13 protein-coding genes and 3 tRNA genes are annotated in these 17,636 nt (G+C 59.4%); 6 read left to right on the top strand and 10 right to left on the bottom strand.

Annotated features, from left to right (window positions below; all coding sequences use genetic code 11):
- Window positions 1-69: 69 nt before the first annotated feature.
- Complete coding sequence (purN, locus tag ACR0J4_RS01540) at window positions 70-666, bottom strand: phosphoribosylglycinamide formyltransferase (RefSeq protein ID WP_170641797.1); 597 nt, start codon at window positions 664-666, stop codon at window positions 70-72.
- A complete protein-coding gene (gene purM, locus ACR0J4_RS01545; RefSeq protein WP_170641800.1) occupies window positions 663-1,709 on the bottom strand; it encodes a phosphoribosylformylglycinamidine cyclo-ligase in 1,047 nt (348 codons plus the stop codon). Before purM ends, purN begins: the two co-directional genes overlap by 4 nt.
- A gap of 107 nt (window positions 1,710-1,816) precedes the next feature.
- Here purM and ACR0J4_RS01550 point away from each other — a divergent pair.
- A tRNA-Ile gene (locus ACR0J4_RS01550) sits at window positions 1,817-1,893 on the top strand.
- A gap of 32 nt (window positions 1,894-1,925) precedes the next feature.
- Here ACR0J4_RS01550 and ACR0J4_RS01555 read toward each other — a convergent pair.
- Complete coding sequence (locus ACR0J4_RS01555; protein ID WP_170641802.1) at window positions 1,926-3,245, bottom strand: ATP-binding protein; 1,320 nt, start codon at window positions 3,243-3,245, stop codon at window positions 1,926-1,928.
- A gap of 44 nt (window positions 3,246-3,289) precedes the next feature.
- Here ACR0J4_RS01555 and ACR0J4_RS01560 point away from each other — a divergent pair, with 44 nt between their 5' ends.
- On the top strand, window positions 3,290-4,204 hold the full coding sequence (locus ACR0J4_RS01560) for an MBL fold metallo-hydrolase (protein WP_170548455.1): 915 nt from the start codon (window positions 3,290-3,292) through the stop codon (window positions 4,202-4,204).
- Between the two features lie 75 nt (window positions 4,205-4,279).
- Window positions 4,280-4,354 (top strand) — tRNA-Asn (locus ACR0J4_RS01565).
- Window positions 4,355-4,561: 207 nt separating this feature from the next.
- Here ACR0J4_RS01565 and ACR0J4_RS01570 read toward each other — a convergent pair.
- Window positions 4,562-5,125: a hypothetical protein gene (locus ACR0J4_RS01570; RefSeq protein ID WP_170549906.1), complete on the bottom strand. Its 564-nt coding sequence runs from the start codon at window positions 5,123-5,125 to the stop codon at window positions 4,562-4,564.
- 561 nt (window positions 5,126-5,686) lie between these two features.
- On the opposite strand from ACR0J4_RS01570, the gene ACR0J4_RS01575 reads away from it, so the two are divergent.
- Window positions 5,687-5,761, top strand: a tRNA-Asn gene (locus tag ACR0J4_RS01575).
- Window positions 5,762-5,772: 11 nt separating this feature from the next.
- On the opposite strand, the gene ACR0J4_RS01580 is transcribed toward ACR0J4_RS01575, so the two are convergent.
- From ACR0J4_RS01580 to zwf, 4 genes are all read right to left on the bottom strand, one after another.
- The gene (locus ACR0J4_RS01580) at window positions 5,773-7,392 is read right to left on the bottom strand and encodes a long-chain-fatty-acid--CoA ligase (protein WP_170641804.1); all 1,620 of its coding nucleotides are present in this window, start codon (window positions 7,390-7,392) and stop codon (window positions 5,773-5,775) included.
- Window positions 7,393-7,576: 184 nt separating this feature from the next.
- Window positions 7,577-9,184 carry a glucose-6-phosphate isomerase gene (gene pgi, locus ACR0J4_RS01585; RefSeq protein ID WP_170641806.1) on the bottom strand — a complete coding sequence of 536 codons (1,608 nt, stop codon included), beginning with the start codon at window positions 9,182-9,184 and terminating at the stop codon, window positions 7,577-7,579.
- Between the two features lie 3 nt (window positions 9,185-9,187).
- The gene (gene pgl / locus ACR0J4_RS01590; protein ID WP_170688734.1) at window positions 9,188-9,859 is read right to left on the bottom strand and encodes a 6-phosphogluconolactonase; all 672 of its coding nucleotides are present in this window, start codon (window positions 9,857-9,859) and stop codon (window positions 9,188-9,190) included.
- Window positions 9,856-11,310, bottom strand: a complete 1,455-nt coding sequence (gene zwf, locus ACR0J4_RS01595) for a glucose-6-phosphate dehydrogenase (RefSeq protein WP_170641810.1) — start codon at window positions 11,308-11,310, stop codon at window positions 9,856-9,858. The genes pgl and zwf overlap by 4 nt, the downstream gene beginning before the upstream one ends.
- A 190-nt stretch (window positions 11,311-11,500) precedes the next feature.
- On the opposite strand from zwf, the gene ACR0J4_RS01600 reads away from it, so the two are divergent.
- The gene (locus ACR0J4_RS01600; protein WP_170641812.1) at window positions 11,501-13,069 is read left to right on the top strand and encodes a caspase family protein; all 1,569 of its coding nucleotides are present in this window, start codon (window positions 11,501-11,503) and stop codon (window positions 13,067-13,069) included.
- Window positions 13,070-13,073: 4 nt separating this feature from the next.
- On the opposite strand, the gene ACR0J4_RS01605 is transcribed toward ACR0J4_RS01600, so the two are convergent.
- Window positions 13,074-13,343, bottom strand: a complete 270-nt coding sequence (locus ACR0J4_RS01605) for an usg protein (RefSeq protein ID WP_170641814.1) — start codon at window positions 13,341-13,343, stop codon at window positions 13,074-13,076.
- A gap of 193 nt (window positions 13,344-13,536) precedes the next feature.
- Here ACR0J4_RS01605 and gyrA point away from each other — a divergent pair, with 193 nt between their 5' ends.
- Window positions 13,537-16,275, top strand: a complete 2,739-nt coding sequence (gene gyrA, locus ACR0J4_RS01610) for a DNA gyrase subunit A (RefSeq protein ID WP_170641817.1) — start codon at window positions 13,537-13,539, stop codon at window positions 16,273-16,275.
- Window positions 16,276-16,304: 29 nt separating this feature from the next.
- On the opposite strand, the gene ACR0J4_RS01615 is transcribed toward gyrA, so the two are convergent.
- Window positions 16,305-17,573, bottom strand: a complete 1,269-nt coding sequence (locus ACR0J4_RS01615; RefSeq protein ID WP_480668274.1) for a DsbA family protein — start codon at window positions 17,571-17,573, stop codon at window positions 16,305-16,307.
- Between the last annotated feature and the right edge of the window lie 63 nt (window positions 17,574-17,636).

Here is a 17,636-nt window from a genome sequence, read left to right on the forward strand (position 1 = left end):
TCTACCGTCCCGAGCGTTATCGGCGACCATAGGACGAATTTCCGCCGGGTGTAAATCACCCAAGGGCGATCAGGGCAGCATAAGAACGGACCTGTTGCCTTCCGCATACCGCCGCAGCACAGGCGGGTAGAGCTGGTGCTCATAGACCAGCACTTTGGCGGCCAGGCTATCGGGGGTGTCATCGGGTGCAATGGTAACCCGCGCCTGCCCCAGAATTGGGCCATCATCCAGCGCTGCGGTGACCTCATGCACGGTGCAGCCATGTTCGGCGTCACCCGCTTCGATCGCGCGGGCGTGGGTGTGCAGGCCCTTGTATTTCGGCAGCAGCGAGGGGTGAATGTTCAGCATCCGCCCCTGAAAACGCGAGACGAAATCGCCGGTCAGAACCCGCATGAACCCTGCCAGGCAGACGATATCGGGTTGCGCGGCCTCAAGCGGCTTCAGCAACTCCGCCTCAAACGCCGCCCGATCCCCTTTGAAGGGGCGGTGATCAACCACGGCCGTTTCGATGCCGCGATCCCGCGCCTTTGCCAGACCACCGGCCTGCGCGTCGTTGGACAGAACCAGACACGGGCGCGCAGGGTGGTCTCCGATCATGCTGTCGACCAGAGAGACCATGTTTGACCCGCCGCCGGAAATCAGGATCGCGACGCGCTTGTGGCTCACAGCAGTTTGCCCGAATAGGCCACGCCAGCCGCGTCGGTCACGGTGCCGATGCGCGACACGGTCTCACCCGCCTCAGTCAGCAAAGCAGTCAGCGCGTCGGCCTGATCTTCGGCGCAGACCACGATCATGCCGATGCCGCAGTTGAAAGTCTTCAACATCTCAGCTTCGGCAGTCCCGCCAGTTTCGGCCATCCAACCGAAGACAGGCGGCAAATCCCATGCGTCCAGATCGATCTGCGCGCCCAGCCCTTCGGGCAGAACACGCGGCAGGTTTTCGGTCAGACCGCCGCCGGTGATATGAGCCAGCGCATGCACACCCCCGGCGCGGATCGCGGCCAGTGCAGGCTTCACATAAAGCCGCGTCGGCGTCAGCAGCGACTCGCCCAACGTGCCGTCGCTAAAGGGCGAGTCGGCCTCCCAGCCCAGCCCGGAAATCTCGACCAGTTTGCGCACCAGAGAGTAGCCATTGGAATGCACCCCGTTGGAGGCTAATCCCAACAGAACGTCGCCCGCCGCTACGCCGTCGGGCAGATCGGCACCGCGCTCCATCGCGCCGACCGAGAACCCGGCCAGATCGAAATCACCATCGGGATACATGCCCGGCATCTCGGCAGTTTCGCCACCGATCAAGGCGCATCCCGACTGCGCACAGCCTTCGGCAATCCCTTCGATGATCCGCGCGGCAGTATCGGTGTCCAGCTTGCCAGTGGCGAAATAATCGAGAAAGAACAATGGCTCAGCGCCCTGGCAGATCAGGTCGTTGACGCACATTGCGACCAAATCAATGCCGACGCCATCCACAACACCTGTATCAATCGCGATCCGCAGCTTGGTGCCAACACCGTCGGTGGCCCCCACCAGAATCGGGTCTTCATAGCCAGCGGCCTTGAGGTCGAACAGCGCGCCGAACCCGCCCAGACCGCTCATGACTCCGGGGCGATTGGTGCGTTTGGCAGCAGGCTTGATGCGGTCGACCAGAGCGTTGCCTGCATCAATATCCACACCCGCGTCGGCGTAGGTGATTCCGTTCTTGCCCGCTGTCATGGCCTATCCCTCATGAATGGTTTGCGGGCGGGTTAGTCGATTGTGCGCTTTGATGCAACGGTCAGGCTTGACGCGGGCGATCACCGTGGTACTCAAAGCGCTCAGGCGGGCCTGTAGCTCAATTGGTTAGAGCAGAGCGCTCATAACGCTTTGGTTGCGGGTTCAAGTCCTGCCGGGCCTACCAAATTCCGCTGTTTTCATAAGAACGCCGCGCCTCTAGCGCCCTACGATGATGTCAGCACACAGCCCGCCCAGTCGCTCGCTTTTACCAAGGCGCAAAACGCCGCCATGGGCACGGGCGATGTCGGCCACGATGGCAAGGCCCAAACCAACACCGCTACCTTGGTTCTGATTACGTGCAGGGTCCAAACGGGAAAAGGGCTTAACGGCCTCGGTCCGCTGTTCGGGCGGGATACCCGGCCCATCATCCTCGACCCGGATGCGCAGAGATTTCCGCGACAGCGTCAGGCTGACATCCGCCTTGCTGCCATAGCGCACGGCGTTGCCGATCAGGTTCTCAACCGCCCGGCGCATGGCCGATGGTCGCAACATCGCTGTCCCCTGCCCGTCGACGGCAACCAACTCCGCCTGATGCCCTGCCCTTTTTGCGTCGCTAACGATTTGCGTCAGCAAAGCTTCGGGATCGACCTCTTCGGGCGCGCCTTCTGCGGCACCGCGCGAAAAGTCGAGGAACGCGTCCAGAAGCGACTGCATCTCGGTTACGTCCTGCTGCAACGGCGCAGCCTCGTCTTCGGGCAACATCGACAGGCCAAGTTTCAGCCGCGTCAGCGGAGTACGCAGGTCATGGCTGACCCCGGACAACATCAACGTTCGCTGCTCCATCTGCCGCTCGATCCTCGCCCGCATGTCGAGAAAAGCGTTGCCCGCGGCCCGAACCTCGACCGCGCCGCCGGGGGAATACGGCACCACCCGTCCGCGACCAAAAGCCTGCGCCGCATCCGCAAGCCGCGTAATGGGACGCAGCTGATTGCGCATGTATAGAAACGAGATCGAGGTCATGATGATGGCAAAGAAAACCATCGTCACAATCAACTGATGCGGCGCTGCAGGGGACAGACGCCGTCGATCAAAGGTCAGCTGCAACAGGCCCAGATGAGTGGGCATATACAGGCGTGCCTCTTGCCCGCTGGGCAGGGCAACTGCCACAAGGTCGGGCAATTCCGCCATCAGATCCGCCTCAACCTGTGGCGCTATAAAGTCGTACCACCTGCGCCGGCCGATTTCCGGCATCTCATCCGCATCGAGGAACTGCATCTTCATCGACAAAGCGCTTAGATCGGGACGCACGGCGGCCAGCGCCTGTTGCCGAGTCTCAGATTCGGCCATGGTCTGAGTGATCAGTCGGACCTCACGCGCGGCGGCTTGCGTCATTTGCGCGGTCACGTCCTCCAGATGCTTTTGCAGAAACGCGATGCCCACCACCAGCAGCAAGGCCACCACCGGCAGGACGAGAATCAGCGCAGCCCGGACATACAGGCCGCGCGGCATATAGGGTTTGAGCCATTGCGTGGACATGCGCTAAACCTAGCGGGCTGCCCGGACAAGAGAAAGAGGACAGAATGCAGGCACCTGACGAATTCAACCCGCCAGCTGGCGTGGCGCAGGAGTTGCATCCGGGTTTGCGGCGCATTCTGGCTCCGAATCCTTCGCCGATGACGTATCGGGGCACAAACACCTATCTTCTGGGCACGCGGGATCTGGCAGTGATCGACCCCGGACCGCTGAGCAACGTGCATCTGGAGACGATTCTGGACGCGTTGTCCCCCGATCAGAGAATCAGCCACATCCTCGTGACCCACACCCATCTGGACCATTCGCCTCTGGCTGCCCCGCTTGCGGCCCGCACGGGTGCACCAATTCTGGCCTTCGGAGGACCCGAGGCCGGGCGCAGTCCGGTCATGTCCGACCTCGCCAAGAGTGGCATGGTGCAAGGCGGAGAAGGCATCGACACCGCATTCCGGCCAGATATCGAATTGGCGGACGGAGAACGCGTCACAGGTGACGACTGGCAGCTTGAGGTCATCCACACCCCTGGCCATCTGGGCAATCATATCGCGCTGGCCTGGGGCGATGTGTGCTTTACGGCGGATCACGTGATGGGTTGGGCCAGCTCGCTCGTCTCTCCCCCTGACGGAGACCTCACCGACTTCATGGCGGCCTGCCACCGGCTGCAACAGCGCGACTGGTCCGTCTTTCACTCAGGTCACGGCGCACCCATCGAAAACCCTGCTGAGCGGTTGGAGTGGTTGATTCAGCATAGGCTAGGACGAGAAGCACAAATCCTGGCGGCGCTGGCAGATCGGCAAGGCTCGGCCCGGCAATTGGCCGAGCGTATCTACACCGAAACCCCAAAAGCCCTACTGCCTGCAGCCGAGCGTAACGTCCTGGCGCATTTGATTGATTTGGCAGGAAAATCCAAGGTCACCTACGATGGCGCCCTTGCATCAGATGCGGTTTTCCGGCGACTTTCGTGAGCGCGTGAAAAAATTCAGATTTCTCGCGCTTCCCCTCTGGACGTCAAAAATCGGGGTTGTTATACGCCCCTCAGTTCCGGCGTAGCTCAGCGGTAGAGCAGTTGACTGTTAATCAATTGGTCGTAGGTTCGATCCCTACCGCCGGAGCCAATCTTCTCAGCAAGTTGGTTAGTTTTCCTCTGCGTAGAACCTTCGCAGGTCTTGGTGAGAAAAAGACAAATAGGGTTAGAGCTTTTTCGGGTATTAATCGGACAATAAAGCCCACCGCCTCCGTTTGGTAGAACCCACACTATCCTAACGCCTATGAACAAATCATAGCACCTACAGAGCCACACAACGTGGGGTCGAAGGATTCGACTAGGCGGTTGTCAACAAACGAATCACACGAACCAACCGATCTACTGGAATTTCCATAGGCTCAACGTCAAAAATCGCCATCCGACCGACAAACTTCGGAGCCCTAAGAAACTCTTCGGCAGCGCGCATACGCGGGCGGTGAAGGTAGTCATCAAACAAAAGTGTCACCGGTCGCTTGATGTTAAAAGCCGTCGCCAGGGCACAACCGACGCGAAACCGTCCGTCCACCAGCACTACATCAGGATGCTGAAACCCATCGCTTTGCCAAATTGACAATGGGTATCTGGGAAACAGGTTCGATTCCTTCGTATTTTCCGGGAAACCCCATTTCTTTGTCTTCCCAATGTTCACCCATGAAATATTGACTTCAGTACTCGTCTTAGGAGGATTTTCCTGGAACCACCGATGCATCATTTGGGCCCAGTATTGATCACTTTCCACACTAAAGACTTTTTTATTCTCCAATTCCCCTGCCAATACAGTGGATCCCCCGGATCCATACTCCAGAATGACAGAAGATTTTTGATAATGCTCGCGCAGTACTTCCTGCACGTCATAAGGCATAGTCAGAACTGGTTTCTTGAGCTGAGCTGTGTTCAATTCGGTCTCCAAGTTGTTACAATGCATCTAACTGATCTCCAAAGAAAAGTATCATGAACGACAGTGATTTGAACCAGATACTGCGCTCCGCAGCTGACAAACAAAAGAAAACTAAATCAAGGTCAAGCGTGCTAAAATACGCGCAGAGACCTTTGGTTTTGAACTCATTGAGTTCTTTTGCAGCTAAATGAGTGTCAAAGCCAGGGCGATGGTCTAGGAAGAGGTTTTTGAGTCATCGGTCGCATCGCTCTATTTCGCAACGCCAGTGTTCAAGCCTGACAAACACTGTCTCGAAACGGCTGTTGCGTTTTATGCCGACGAGTGCCGTATTTGGCGTACTTCTTGCGCCTTTTTCGAACGACGATAGCAAATTGCAATTCTTTCTCGCGGCAAACGAACAGGGGGTTGAACCGAAGTCTGAAGAGATCAGTACCGAGGAGAAGCGGCCTGTTTGATAAATTTACTCAAAATCCCACAAGATGATCTAGACGCCATGAAAACAGCTTGCTATACGGCGCGAACCGTTCCGGCGTAGCTCAGCGGTAGAGCAGTTGACTGTTAATCAATTGGTCGTAGGTTCGATCCCTACCGCCGGAGCCAATTCTCCCAGATCACTCCGTCAAAACGTCGGCAAACTGCGTGCGCAGGGTCCGTTTCAGCACCTTTCCCGTTGCGTTCAACGGCAGAGCGTCGATGAACACAACCTTGTCCGGCACTTGCCATTTGGCGATCTTGCCATCGAAGAAGGACAGCAGTTCGTCCTCTGACGGCTCCTCTCCCTCGGCCTTCACGGCGACCAGAATCGGGCGCTCATCCCATTTGGGGTGCGCCACACCAACCACGGCGGCTGTGGCGAGTTTTGGATGGGCGACCGCGATGTTTTCCAACTCGACCGAGCTGATCCATTCGCCGCCCGATTTGATGATATCCTTGGACCGATCGCGGATCGTCATGTAGCCGTCGGCATCCAGAGTTGCGACATCGCCGGTGGCGAACCAGCCGTCCTGCAAAAGCGCCTCGTCCTGCATCTGGAAATAGCTGTCCAGTACCCACGGGCCGCGCACCATCAGGTCGCCCTGGGTTTCGCCGTCATGGGGCAAATCATTGCCGTCGTCATCCACGATCTTCAACTCAACCCCATAAGGAGGCCGCCCCTGGCTTTCGCGTAGGCGGTGCTGCTCGTCGATCGGCAGGTCGCGATGTTTGGCAATCGGGACATTGGTTGTGCCCAGCGGGCTCATCTCACTCATGCCCCACGCGTGGACGGTATCGACGTCGTAGACCTCACGGAAGGTTTCGATCATCGAGGGTGGGCAAGCGGCACCTCCGATCACGGTGCGATCAAGGCTGGCGAGTTTGCTGCCGGATTGCGCGGCATGGGCCAGAAGGCCCTGCCAGATCGTGGGAACACCCATTGCGACCGTCACGCCATAGCTGTCAATCAGGTTGACCAGCGCCTCACCATGCAGGCCTGGCCCAGGCAAAACCATGCGCGAGCCGGACATGGCACAGGCATAGGGCGACCCCCATGCATTGACATGGAACATCGGCACCACAGGCATCACGACATCCATCGCCGAATAGCCAATGACGTCTCGCGCATTCGAGGCAAAGCCATGCAGCACGGTCGAGCGATGCGAGTACAGCACCCCCTTGGGATGGCCCGTTGTGCCCGAGGTGTAGCACAGGCCGGACGCCGTGTTTTCATCCAAGTCCGGCCATGCAAAATCGGCATCACCCGTCTCGATCAATTCATCATAGAATTGCAGCCCGTCGATCTGAGCCGCCGCTTCATCATCCCGGGGGCCCATCAGCACAAAGTGATGAACCTCGCCCAGCCCCTCTTGCAACGCTGCGACCAGAGGGATGAAGGTGGCATCAAAAAACAGAACGCGATCCTGGGCGTGGTTGATGATGTAGGTCAGCTGTTCGGGGAAGAGGCGTGGATTGATCGTGTGACACACGAAACCGGCACCCGAAGTCGCGTAGTAGTTCTCAAGGTGGCGGCGGTTGTTCCAGGCCAGGGTTCCGATGCGGTCTTGTGGTTCCAGTCCAAGCTTGGTCAATGCCGATCCCAACCGGCGAGCGTTGCGTGCCACTTCGGACCAATTGGTTTGCGTTACGGTGCCGTCTGTCTCAACCGACACGATTTCAGTCTGACCGTGGTAGCGCTCGGCGTGATCAATCAGTGACGAGATCAGCAAGGGCTGCGTCATCATCTGTCCCAGCATGGGCATCCTCCCTTTTTTGTTCAGGCCACGCTGTCGGCGGCCATTCCGTGCTTTGAGTGATACGCGAGCCTGTGGCCGGGCGATCAATCATGACGGTTCATTGGGAAGAACCCTGCCAAGCAATTATTTGTCTGACAATAAAAAGATTGCGGCCCGAGATTGCCCCGGGCCGCGTTTCACCACGTCAATTGCGGTGACGCAGGGCATAGGCGACCAAGGCCGCAGTCGAGCCGTCCTTGTCGTCCGCGCTTTCTTCTCCGTCCACGATCGGCCCGAGTGAGGTGGCAAGTTCTTTGCCCAGCTCGACGCCCCATTGATCGAAGGAATTGATGCCCAGAAGAACGCCTTCGACGAACACCCGATGTTCATAAAGCGCTATGATCTGACCCAACACAAACGGCGTCAGTTTGGGGTAGATCAAGGTGGTCGAGGGCCGGTTGCCTGGAAAGACCCGATGCCTCGCCTGACGGTCGAGTTCATCGCCCGTCAAGCCTTTGGCCGCCATTCGGGCGCTGGCTTCGTCAAAAGACCTGCCGCGCATCAAAGCCTCGGACTGCGCGAGGCAATTGGCCAGAAGCAGGCGGTGGTGATGGGCCAGTTCAGGCTCATGCCCTTCGGCGGCGACCATGAATTCGCAGGGGATTACGTCGGTGCCCTGATGGATCAGCTGGTAGAAGGCATGCTGGCCATTGGTGCCCGGCTCACCCCAGACAACAGGCCCGGACGGCACTGTCAGCGCGCTGCCATCCATTGCGACCGATTTGCCGTTCGATTCCATCTCAAGCTGCTGGAAATAAGCCGGCAAGCGCAGCAGCCTCTGGTCGTAGGGCAACACCGCTCGACTGGCATGGCCCAGCACCTGACGATGCCAGATTCCGACCAAAGCCAGCATAACCGGAACGTTCTCGGCCCAATCGGCCGAACGGAAATGCATGTCCATCGCTTGCCCGCCCCGCAGGAACGCATCGAACGCGTTCGAGCCGATCGCGACCATAACCGGCAAACCGACAGGACCCCAGACAGAATAACGCCCTCCCACCCAATCTGCGAAACCGAATACGCGGTCCTCGGGGATGCCGAAGTCCTGCGTTTTGTCCAACGCGCTTGAGACGGCGGCGAACTGCTTGGCGGGGTCTCCTCCGCCCTCGCTCATCCATGCCCGCGCGGTGCGGGCGTTGGTCATGGTTTCAATCGTCGTGAAGGTTTTCGAGGCCACGATCACCAGTGTCCGGGTCGGGTCCAACTGCCGCAACGTATCCGCGATATGCGCGCCATCGACGTTCGAGACATAGTGCAGACGCGGCCCATCATGGTAGGGCGACAGCGCATGGGTCGCCATCACCGGCCCCAGATCCGAGCCTCCGATACCGATATTCACCACATCGGTAAAGCTGCCCCCTGCCCCGGCAGCGGTGCCTCCGCGCACCTCCTCGGCGAAGACACGCATCCGCTGCAAGGTGTCCAAAACGTCCGGCATCACATCCTGACCATCGACCCGCACCGCGTCGCCGTCCAGGTTTCGCAACGCCGTGTGCAACACCGCGCGATCTTCGGTCTCGTTGATTTTCTGGCCAGAAAACATCGCCTCGCGGCGTGCTTCCAGATCGGCTTGGTCACATAGTTGGATCAGAGCATCCCGGATCTCGCCGCCGATCTGCGTTTTTGAGTAGTCGAACAGCATATCGCCGGTTGAGGCGGAGAAATTCTGTGCCCGATCCGCGTCCGCCTCGAACAGGTCGAGAATGCGGGCCTGTTGCGATGCTGCCAGTGCTTTCAATCTATCCAGCTGCATGGCTCACTCCGCCCAATGAACGGTCATGCCGCCCAACACAGCCGCAATTGGGGCCTCTTCGGGGGGTAGAGACATGGCCTTCTCCAGCGCTTCCCGCTTCTCGGCGCCGTAGATGATCAGATGTTTCGACAAGGCCCCATCTAGGACCGGAGCCGTCAGGGTGATACGCGGTTCCGGTTGCACATCCGTCCTCGCCACGGCCAGTGTCGGCGCGTTGCTGTCCAGCGCCTCAGCCAGCCCCTGCATTCCTGGAAACAGTGAGGCTGTGTGCATATCGCCTCCCATCCCCAACACCAGTACCGACAAAGGCAGAACCGGTGCGATCAATGACTCGATCTCAGGCAGAGCGTCCTCGGGTGCGGCCCCCGGGACGTAGAGCGGCACGTATTGCGCCACCGAGGCGCGGTTGGTCAGAAGGCGTTCGCGGATCAGACGCTCGTTCGAGCGGTCACTGTCTGCAGGCACACAGCGTTCGTCGGTCGGCAGCACGCGTATCCGCGCCCAGTCCAGATCTGCGGCACAGAGGACATCGAAAACCGGCCCCGGAGTCGTTCCGCCCGGCACCGCAAGGGCCACCGTGTCGTCATGCAACAAAGCGGCCTCTAATTCTCCGGCCAATGCGTTGGCCACGTCGATCGCCAACATGTCGCGGTCGGCATATTCCTGAATATTCATGGCTTGATTCCTTGCCAGTGGCGACCGTCTCGTTTCATCAGCAGCTCGGCGTCGCCCGGCCCTGTGCTGCCACTGTCATAGGGTTTGGGGACATCGCCCCGCGCCTGCCATCCGGCGATGATCGGATCGGTCCAGGCCCAGGCGGCCTCGACCTCATCACCACGCATGAACAGGGTCTGGTTGCCCCGGATCACGTCCATGATCAGCCGTTCATAGGCATCGGGCGGGTCCTGATTTTCCGGACCGAGCGCCTCGGCAAAGCTCATATCTAGCGGGACGTCGATCAGACGCATTCCACCTTGCCCCGGCTCTTTGATGGTCACCTTCAAGGTGATCCCCTCATTCGGTTGCAACCGGATCGACAAGGCATTGGCGTGTCGCCCTGCTGCCTCGCCAAATATCGAATGCGGCGCGTCCTTGAATTGCACGTTGATCACCGAGGACCGCGCCACCAGCTGCTTACCGGTGCGCAGGTAGAACGGCGTCCCGGCCCATCGCCAGTTGCTGATATGCGCCTTCAAGGCCACGTAACTTTCCGTGGTCGAGCGGGGATTGCCGACAACCTCGCGATAGCCTGACCCTTCAGCCTCGGCGGCGAACTGCCCGCGTACAATGTGGTGCGGCTCAACCGGATCAAGCGCGCGGATGACCTTGAGCTTTTCGTCGCGTACAGCGTCCGGATCGAACTTGGCGGGTGGTTCCATCGCGATAAGGCAGAGCAATTGCATCAGGTGGTTCTGCACCATGTCGCGCATGGCTCCGGCGCGCTCATAATAATCCTCGCGCCCTTTGACGCCGACTGTCTCGGCCACCGTGATCTGGATGTGATCGACGTATTGGCTGTTCCAGAGCGGCTCAAACAGCATGTTGCCAAACCGCACGGCCATCAGGTTCTGGACGGTTTCTTTCCCCAGATAATGGTCGATCCGATAGATCTGTCCTTCGTCAAAATGCGCCGCCAGCGTCGCATTCAAATCTCGAGCGCTGTCCAGATCGTGGCCAAAGGGTTTCTCTACCACGATCCGAGTATCCTCGGTCGCAAGCGCATGCGCGCGGATACGTTCGGCCAGAGGGGCAAACAGGCTGGGACCGACCGAGAAATAGAACGCCCGCACGCGGTCCGGGGTCAGTTTGCCTGCAAGCTCATCCCACCCGCCGGTTGAAAGCGCATCAAGCCTGACATAGTCGAGACGCTGCAGGAAACCCTGCAGATTCTCAACCTCGCCCGACCGTCTGGGCGCATAGCTCCGCAACGACTCGGCCACGAGGGTCCGGAATGCATTCGTCGAAAGCTCACTGCGCGCAGCCGCAATGATGCGCGCGCTTTCGGGCCATTGCCCCGCGCAGAACCTGCGAAACAAAGCGGGCAGGATCTTGCGCTGCGCAAGATCTCCGGTGCCGCCGAAAATGACCAGATCGAAAGGATCGACGGGAATGACGCGTGAAACCATGAGTTGTCCTTAACCTGCCCCTAAGGTCATGTCCAATGTTAGCGCAATCATTAGCACTTCTTTTTTCCGTCGCATGACCTGAAAACCGCCTCTTATTCGATGGGTACAGCCAAAGTAATCCAAATCACTGAGGGACGCGGCGGTTTTCCGCTATAGATGTAGCAGGATCATTCCAGTTTGGGTTGTTGAGATGAACAAGTTTCTGTTTTTTCTGTTTGCATGTTTCGCCGCCCCGCTTTGGGCGCAAGAGCGTTTGGCTCTGGTCATCGGCAATGATCAATACAACTCGGTCGTTGATCTGAAGAAAGCTGTCGCAGATGCCGAGGCGGTTTCCGACAAGCTGGAAAATCTGGGCTTTGAAACCATCCAAGGTCTCAACCTCGACCGGCGCGGTATGAACCAGAAAATCGCGGACTTTACGGCCCGGCTTGAGGCTGGCGACACTGCTTTTGTGTTCTTCGCCGGTCACGGGGTCGAGATCGACGGAGAGAATTACCTGCTGCCCACCGATATTGTCGCGCCCACGTCCGGTGAGACCGATTTCGTGAAATCCGAATCTATCGCCCTGTCGAACCTGCTGGACCGCGTCCGCGCCACCGGTGCGCGCACCTCAATCGCAATTATAGACGCCTGCCGCGACAATCCGTTTGAAACCGTGTCCGGACGCAGTGTCGGGCGCACCCGCGGGCTGGGGCGCATCAACGCGCCTGAGGGTATGTTCGTGATCTTCTCGGCCGGGGCCGGCCAGATGGCGCTAGACCGCCTGAGCGATGATGAACCCGCGAAGAACTCAGTCTTCACCCGCGCATTGCTGCCGCGCCTGTCAGAACCGGGGCTTGAGCTGCGCAGCATGGTCTCGGACCTGCGGCGCGAGGTGCGCGACCTGTCCCGCACTGTTCAGCACACGCAAATCCCCGCCTACTATGATGAGTTGCTGGGAGAGTTCTATTTCACCCCAGCTGTCGCAACGGTCCCGCGGAACGCGCCAACGCCCCCGACAGATGACATGCGCGCAGATCTAGAGCTTGCGCGCTCGGTCGGGACGGTGACGGCGCTGGACGCATTTTTGGAGAAATACGAGGATCAGTCCGAGAACTACTCTTATGAGGTGGCTCTGCAGCTGCGCGACAGCCTTGCCTCGGTCGAATTGCCGATCGAGACAGAGCGCACTCCGGCCCCCGAAACCCCCGACACCCCCGTCATATCAGATTCGCGCGAAGTGATGCGCGCCACGCAATCGGCCCTGAACGCGTTGGGCTGCAGTGCCGGAGGCGCAGATGGTGTCGCTGGACCACGTACCCGCCAGGCCTTTGCGCGCTACCGTAAAGCGAGCGCATCGCAATTAGGGGCAGATGATTTGGGAACTCAGCACGCGCTGGAGGAGTTGCAGGGTAAAAGCGGCACGATCTGCAAGGTCGTCGCTGCACCGTCCCCCACACCGGCCCCTGCGCCGTCTGTGTCGGCGAGTGTGACGATGGCTGGCACCTGGCAGTTCAAGGCCACTTGCGCGGTGGTCGTCAAAGTGACCGGAACAGTGCGCTACTCTCATGCCGGTGGCAACAAATACACCGGAAGCCTCACCGACTCGCTGGGTCAAAAAGCCAACACGGTGATCTATGTGAATGACCAACAGATCAGCGGCACCGACTATTTCCCCGGCATCACCGTTCAATGGCGCGGTCGTCTGGCTGAAGATGGCAACAGCTTCACCAGCTCGGGCTCAACCGGGTGTTCGGTCTACGCGTGGCGGGCGGGATAAGGCGTCAGTTCACGCGGAACTCACCCACCATATTGCGCCACTCCCCCGGCGCGATCATCTTGCGATGGGTGAATTTGACCGAGTGCAAAGGCCCCTCAATCTCTCGTTGCCAAAAGTCGATGAATTCGAACAGTTTCGGATGATCCGGCGCCAGATCATATTCCTGCCAGATGAACGTGTTCAGGACATGGATATAGTCGGGCATACGGTAGAAGAATTCCGCCGTCGTCAGACCGTATCCCTTCAGCATTAATTCGGTTTCGCTTTGCTGCATTCAGACCTCCGATTTCATTCAGGGTCTCTCCATGATAGCAGCAAAACCACCTAACAGTTGTATAACAAGATGTTACCCGAGTGTTACTTTGGATTTTCACGCGCGGATTCGTTGCTTGCTTGCACCTTATGTGCTGGGTCTGATAGAGTAGAACCACAAAATATAGAGTCTGCACAAGAAACGAGCAGTTTACGTGAGCGATACGCCAGAAACACCTGAAAACATGGATGAAACCCCGCCCGAGCGCCCTGTCTATGACGGCCCGACGGTCTCCATCGAATCCGAGATGCGCACGTCTTATCTGGACTATGCCATGTCGGTCATCGTTTCCCGCGCGATCCCCGATCTGCGCGATGGCCTGAAACCCGTGCATCGGCGGATTTTATACGCCATGCACGAGACCGGTAACACGCATGAAAAGGCGTATCGCAAATCGGCCCGTCCGGTCGGCGATGTGATGGGTAAATACCACCCGCATGGCGACAGCGCGATCTATGACGCGCTGGTGCGGATGGCGCAGGATTTCTCGATGTCGCTGCCGTTGCTGGATGGTCAGGGCAATTTTGGCTCGATGGACGGCGACAACCCGGCGGCCATGCGTTACACAGAAGTGCGGATGGACAAGCCCGCCGCCGCCCTGCTGGCGGACATTGAAAAAGAGACGGTCGATTTTCAGGACAACTACGACGGCAAAGACAAAGAACCGACCGTCCTGCCCGCCCGCTTCCCGAACATGCTGGTCAATGGCGCTGGCGGTATCGCCGTGGGTATGGCCACGAATATCCCTCCGCACAATCTGGGTGAGGTGGTCGACGCCACGCTGGCGCTGATCGACGACCCGGACCTGACGTCCGAGCAGTTGATCGAATACGTCCCCGGCCCCGACTTCCCGACTGGCGGTGTGATGCTGGGCCGGTCCGGTGCGCGCAAGGCCTACTTGGAGGGCCGTGGCAGCGTTATCATCCGCGCCAAGACACGTGTCGAGGAACTGCGCAAGGATCGCTACGCCATTGTCGTGGATGAGATCCCCTATCAGGTTAACAAAGCCTCGATGATCGAAAAGATCGCCGAAGCGGTGCGCGAAAAGCGCATCGAAGGCGTGGCGCATGTGCAGGACGAATCCGACCGCAACGGCGTGCGCGTGGTCGTTGAACTGAAGCGCGACGCAACGCCCGAGGTGGTATTGAACCAGCTTTATCGTTTCTCGCCGATGCAGACGTCGTTTGGCTGCAACATGCTGGCCCTGAATGGTGGCCGACCCGAGCAACTGACCCTGCGCCGGTTCCTGACATCCTTCATCGACTTCCGCGAAGATGTGGTCGCCCGCCGCACCGCCTATGATCTGCGCAAGGCGCGTGAGCGTAGCCATATCCTGTGTGGTCTAGCGGTGGCCGTGTCGAACGTGGACGAAGTTGTTGCTACCATCCGGTCGTCAGCCGACGCGGCCGAGGCGCGCGAAAAGTTGATGACCCGCCGTTGGCCTGCGGCCGAGATCGAAGGCTATCTGCGCCTGATCGACGATCCTCTGTCCAAGATGAACGACGACGGCACCTATAACCTGACCGAAGTTCAGGCCCGCGCTATCCTTGAGTTGCGCCTGCAGCGCCTGACCCAACTGGGCGTCAAAGAGGTCACGGATGAGCTGGAGCAACTGGCTGCCAAGATCAAAGAATACCTGGATATCCTCTCCTCGCGCGAACGCATCATGTCGATCATCGGCGATGAGCTGCGCGAAGTACGAGATCAGTTCGCGGTACCCCGTCGCACCGAGATCGTCGATTGGTCCGGCGACATGGAAGACGAGGACCTGATCGAACGCGAAGATATGGTCGTGACTGTCACCTCGGGCGGCTATATCAAGCGTACGCCTCTAGCCGATTTCCGGGCGCAGAAGCGTGGCGGCAAGGGCCTGTCGGGGATGCAGACCAAGGAAGAGGACGTGGTCACCACCCTCTTCGTGGCCAACACCCATACGCAGCTGCTGTTTTTCACGACCGACGGGATGGTCTACAAGCTCAAGACGTGGCGCCTGCCGCAATCGGGACGGACCGGCAAGGGCAAGGCGATCGTCAACATCCTGCCGATCCCGACCGGAGTCTCCATCGCTGCGATCATGCCCGTGGATGTACCGGATGAGGAATGGGAGAACCTTCAGGTCGTCTTCGCCACTAGCGCAGGCACAGTGCGGCGTAACCGCCTGTCGGACTTCACCAATGTGAAGCGCAACGGCAAGATCGCCATGAAGTTCGAGGATGAGCATGCCGAGACGAAGCTGATCAACGCGCGCATCTGCTCGGAAGAGGATGATGTGATGCTGGTCACCAAATCCGGCCGTGCAATCCGCTTCCCGACGACCGATGTGCGGGTGTTCAACAGCCGCTCCTCGGTCGGTGTGCGTGGTGTGCGCCTCTCCGGCAATGACGAAGTGGTTTCGATGTCCGTCATCCGCCATTTCGATGCGACCTCGGATGAGCGGGCCGCATATCTCAAGATGCGCCGTCTGATGGCTGGCGTCACCGATGAGGCCGAGGGCGATGAGGATGAAGGCAATGCCGACAGCGTTCTGCCTCAGGAACGTTATGCCGAGATGTCGGCCGCGGAGAACCTGATCCTGACTATCACAGCGGGCGGTGCAGGCAAACTGAGCTCCAGCCATGACTACCCTGTCCGTGGGCGCGGCGGCATGGGCGTTGCCGCAATGGACAAGGCGATGCGCGGCGGCGAACTTGTCGCCTCGTTCCCGGTCGAGATTGATGACCAGATCATGCTGGCCACTTCAAAAGGTCAGTCGATCCGCGTGCCGGTCGATGGCATTTCCTTCCGGTCCCGCAGCGCCGGCGGCGTGCGGGTATTCAACACCGGTAAAGGCGAAGAGGTCGTCAGCGTCGCCTGGATCGCCGATCAGGGCGATGAGGACGAGGCCGAAGAATAATCTTTCGGCTAGAGCACATGAAACAGGCGCTAACCGGACCCGGGCAGCGCCTGTTTTGATTCAGTGCCCAATAGATCAGCCACAGCCCAGAGCCGATCCTGACCCCAAATGCTCTGACCGTCGACGTGGAAGCTGGGAACACCCCAAAGGCCAACGTCTTGCAGCCTGTTTTGGTTCTGCTCAACCCGCCGACGCCAAGTCTGGGATGTCAGCTCATCGCGCGCCGTTGTCCAATTCAAACCTGCGGCCTTTACGATGTGAGAGAGGCCCTTGTCGCTGGCCGCATCCACGCCCTCGGACCAAACTGAGCGCATGAAGGCAGAGCAAAACGCTCCCATCCGACCTTCGGATTCGGCGTGGTCGAACAAGGCATAGCCGCGCTCGACCCCGCTACCCAAGGGGTCGTTAATGCGGCCAAACGGGATACCCAGCCGCCGCGCCTCACGCGTGCAATCCTGCAGGATGTATCGGGATTTCGCCTTGGGCACCGGCAAGCCGCGCATCAGCATCGGCAGCACCGGGCGCAGGATCAGTTCCGCATTGCATTGTTCCGCCAAATGCTGAACCCGGTCAAAAGCCAGATAGGAATACGGGCTGCGGAATGAGAAAAAGAACTCCAGAGTTTTCGGGGTCGCGGCACGGCCGTCGAGCACCGGCCTTGGGGGCGGTACCAAAAGAGGGCCGGTGCCCAGCCCGGCGCTCTGTAACCTTTCATCAAGATAGTGCAGCCGGTCCACACCCCAGTACCATTCGCCGCCGTAGTAAAACGTGCCGCCGAGGTAGTGCCCTTTCGCCCGCAACGCCTGATCCCCGGCGCGCATAGCAGCGGCGGGATCACTCTGTTTGCCCGCAGGTAAATCCCGCCCAGCCCATTGGGCGGCGCTAATGGCTTTGAGATGTTGCGCGAAATCCGGCTCTCCAAGATGGGCGGCCAGATGAGCGTTGACCTCTGGCGGCAAGCCAGCCGCCTTTGGCGCGTCCAAATCCAGCTTTTGCGCCAAGCGCGTTGCATCTTTGAGCGCGTTCTCGCGATTCGCTTTCGGATCAGGAACCGCCTCTGCTGGCGGGCCTGAGATCAAATGCGGGCGCAGCGCAAGGTCATAGCGCGCCTCGAATGCTGGCAAAACCTGCGCTGTCAGTGAGCAATACGGGTCTGACGCATCGTGAAAATAGTGAACCTCGCGTCGCGCACCACACGCCCTACGACCAAGTTCGTGCAGGCCACGACGCGCGTTTTGCAGACCTCGGCTGGTGATAATTTCGGCGAGCCGGGGTTTTACCAAAGATGTGAAGGGCACAGTCGTCTCCGCCGGGGTCAGATGCCCTACCCTAGCCAATCCCGCGCGGAACACCACGCAGGC

It is taken from the genome of Ruegeria sp. B10 (assembly GCF_056539825.1).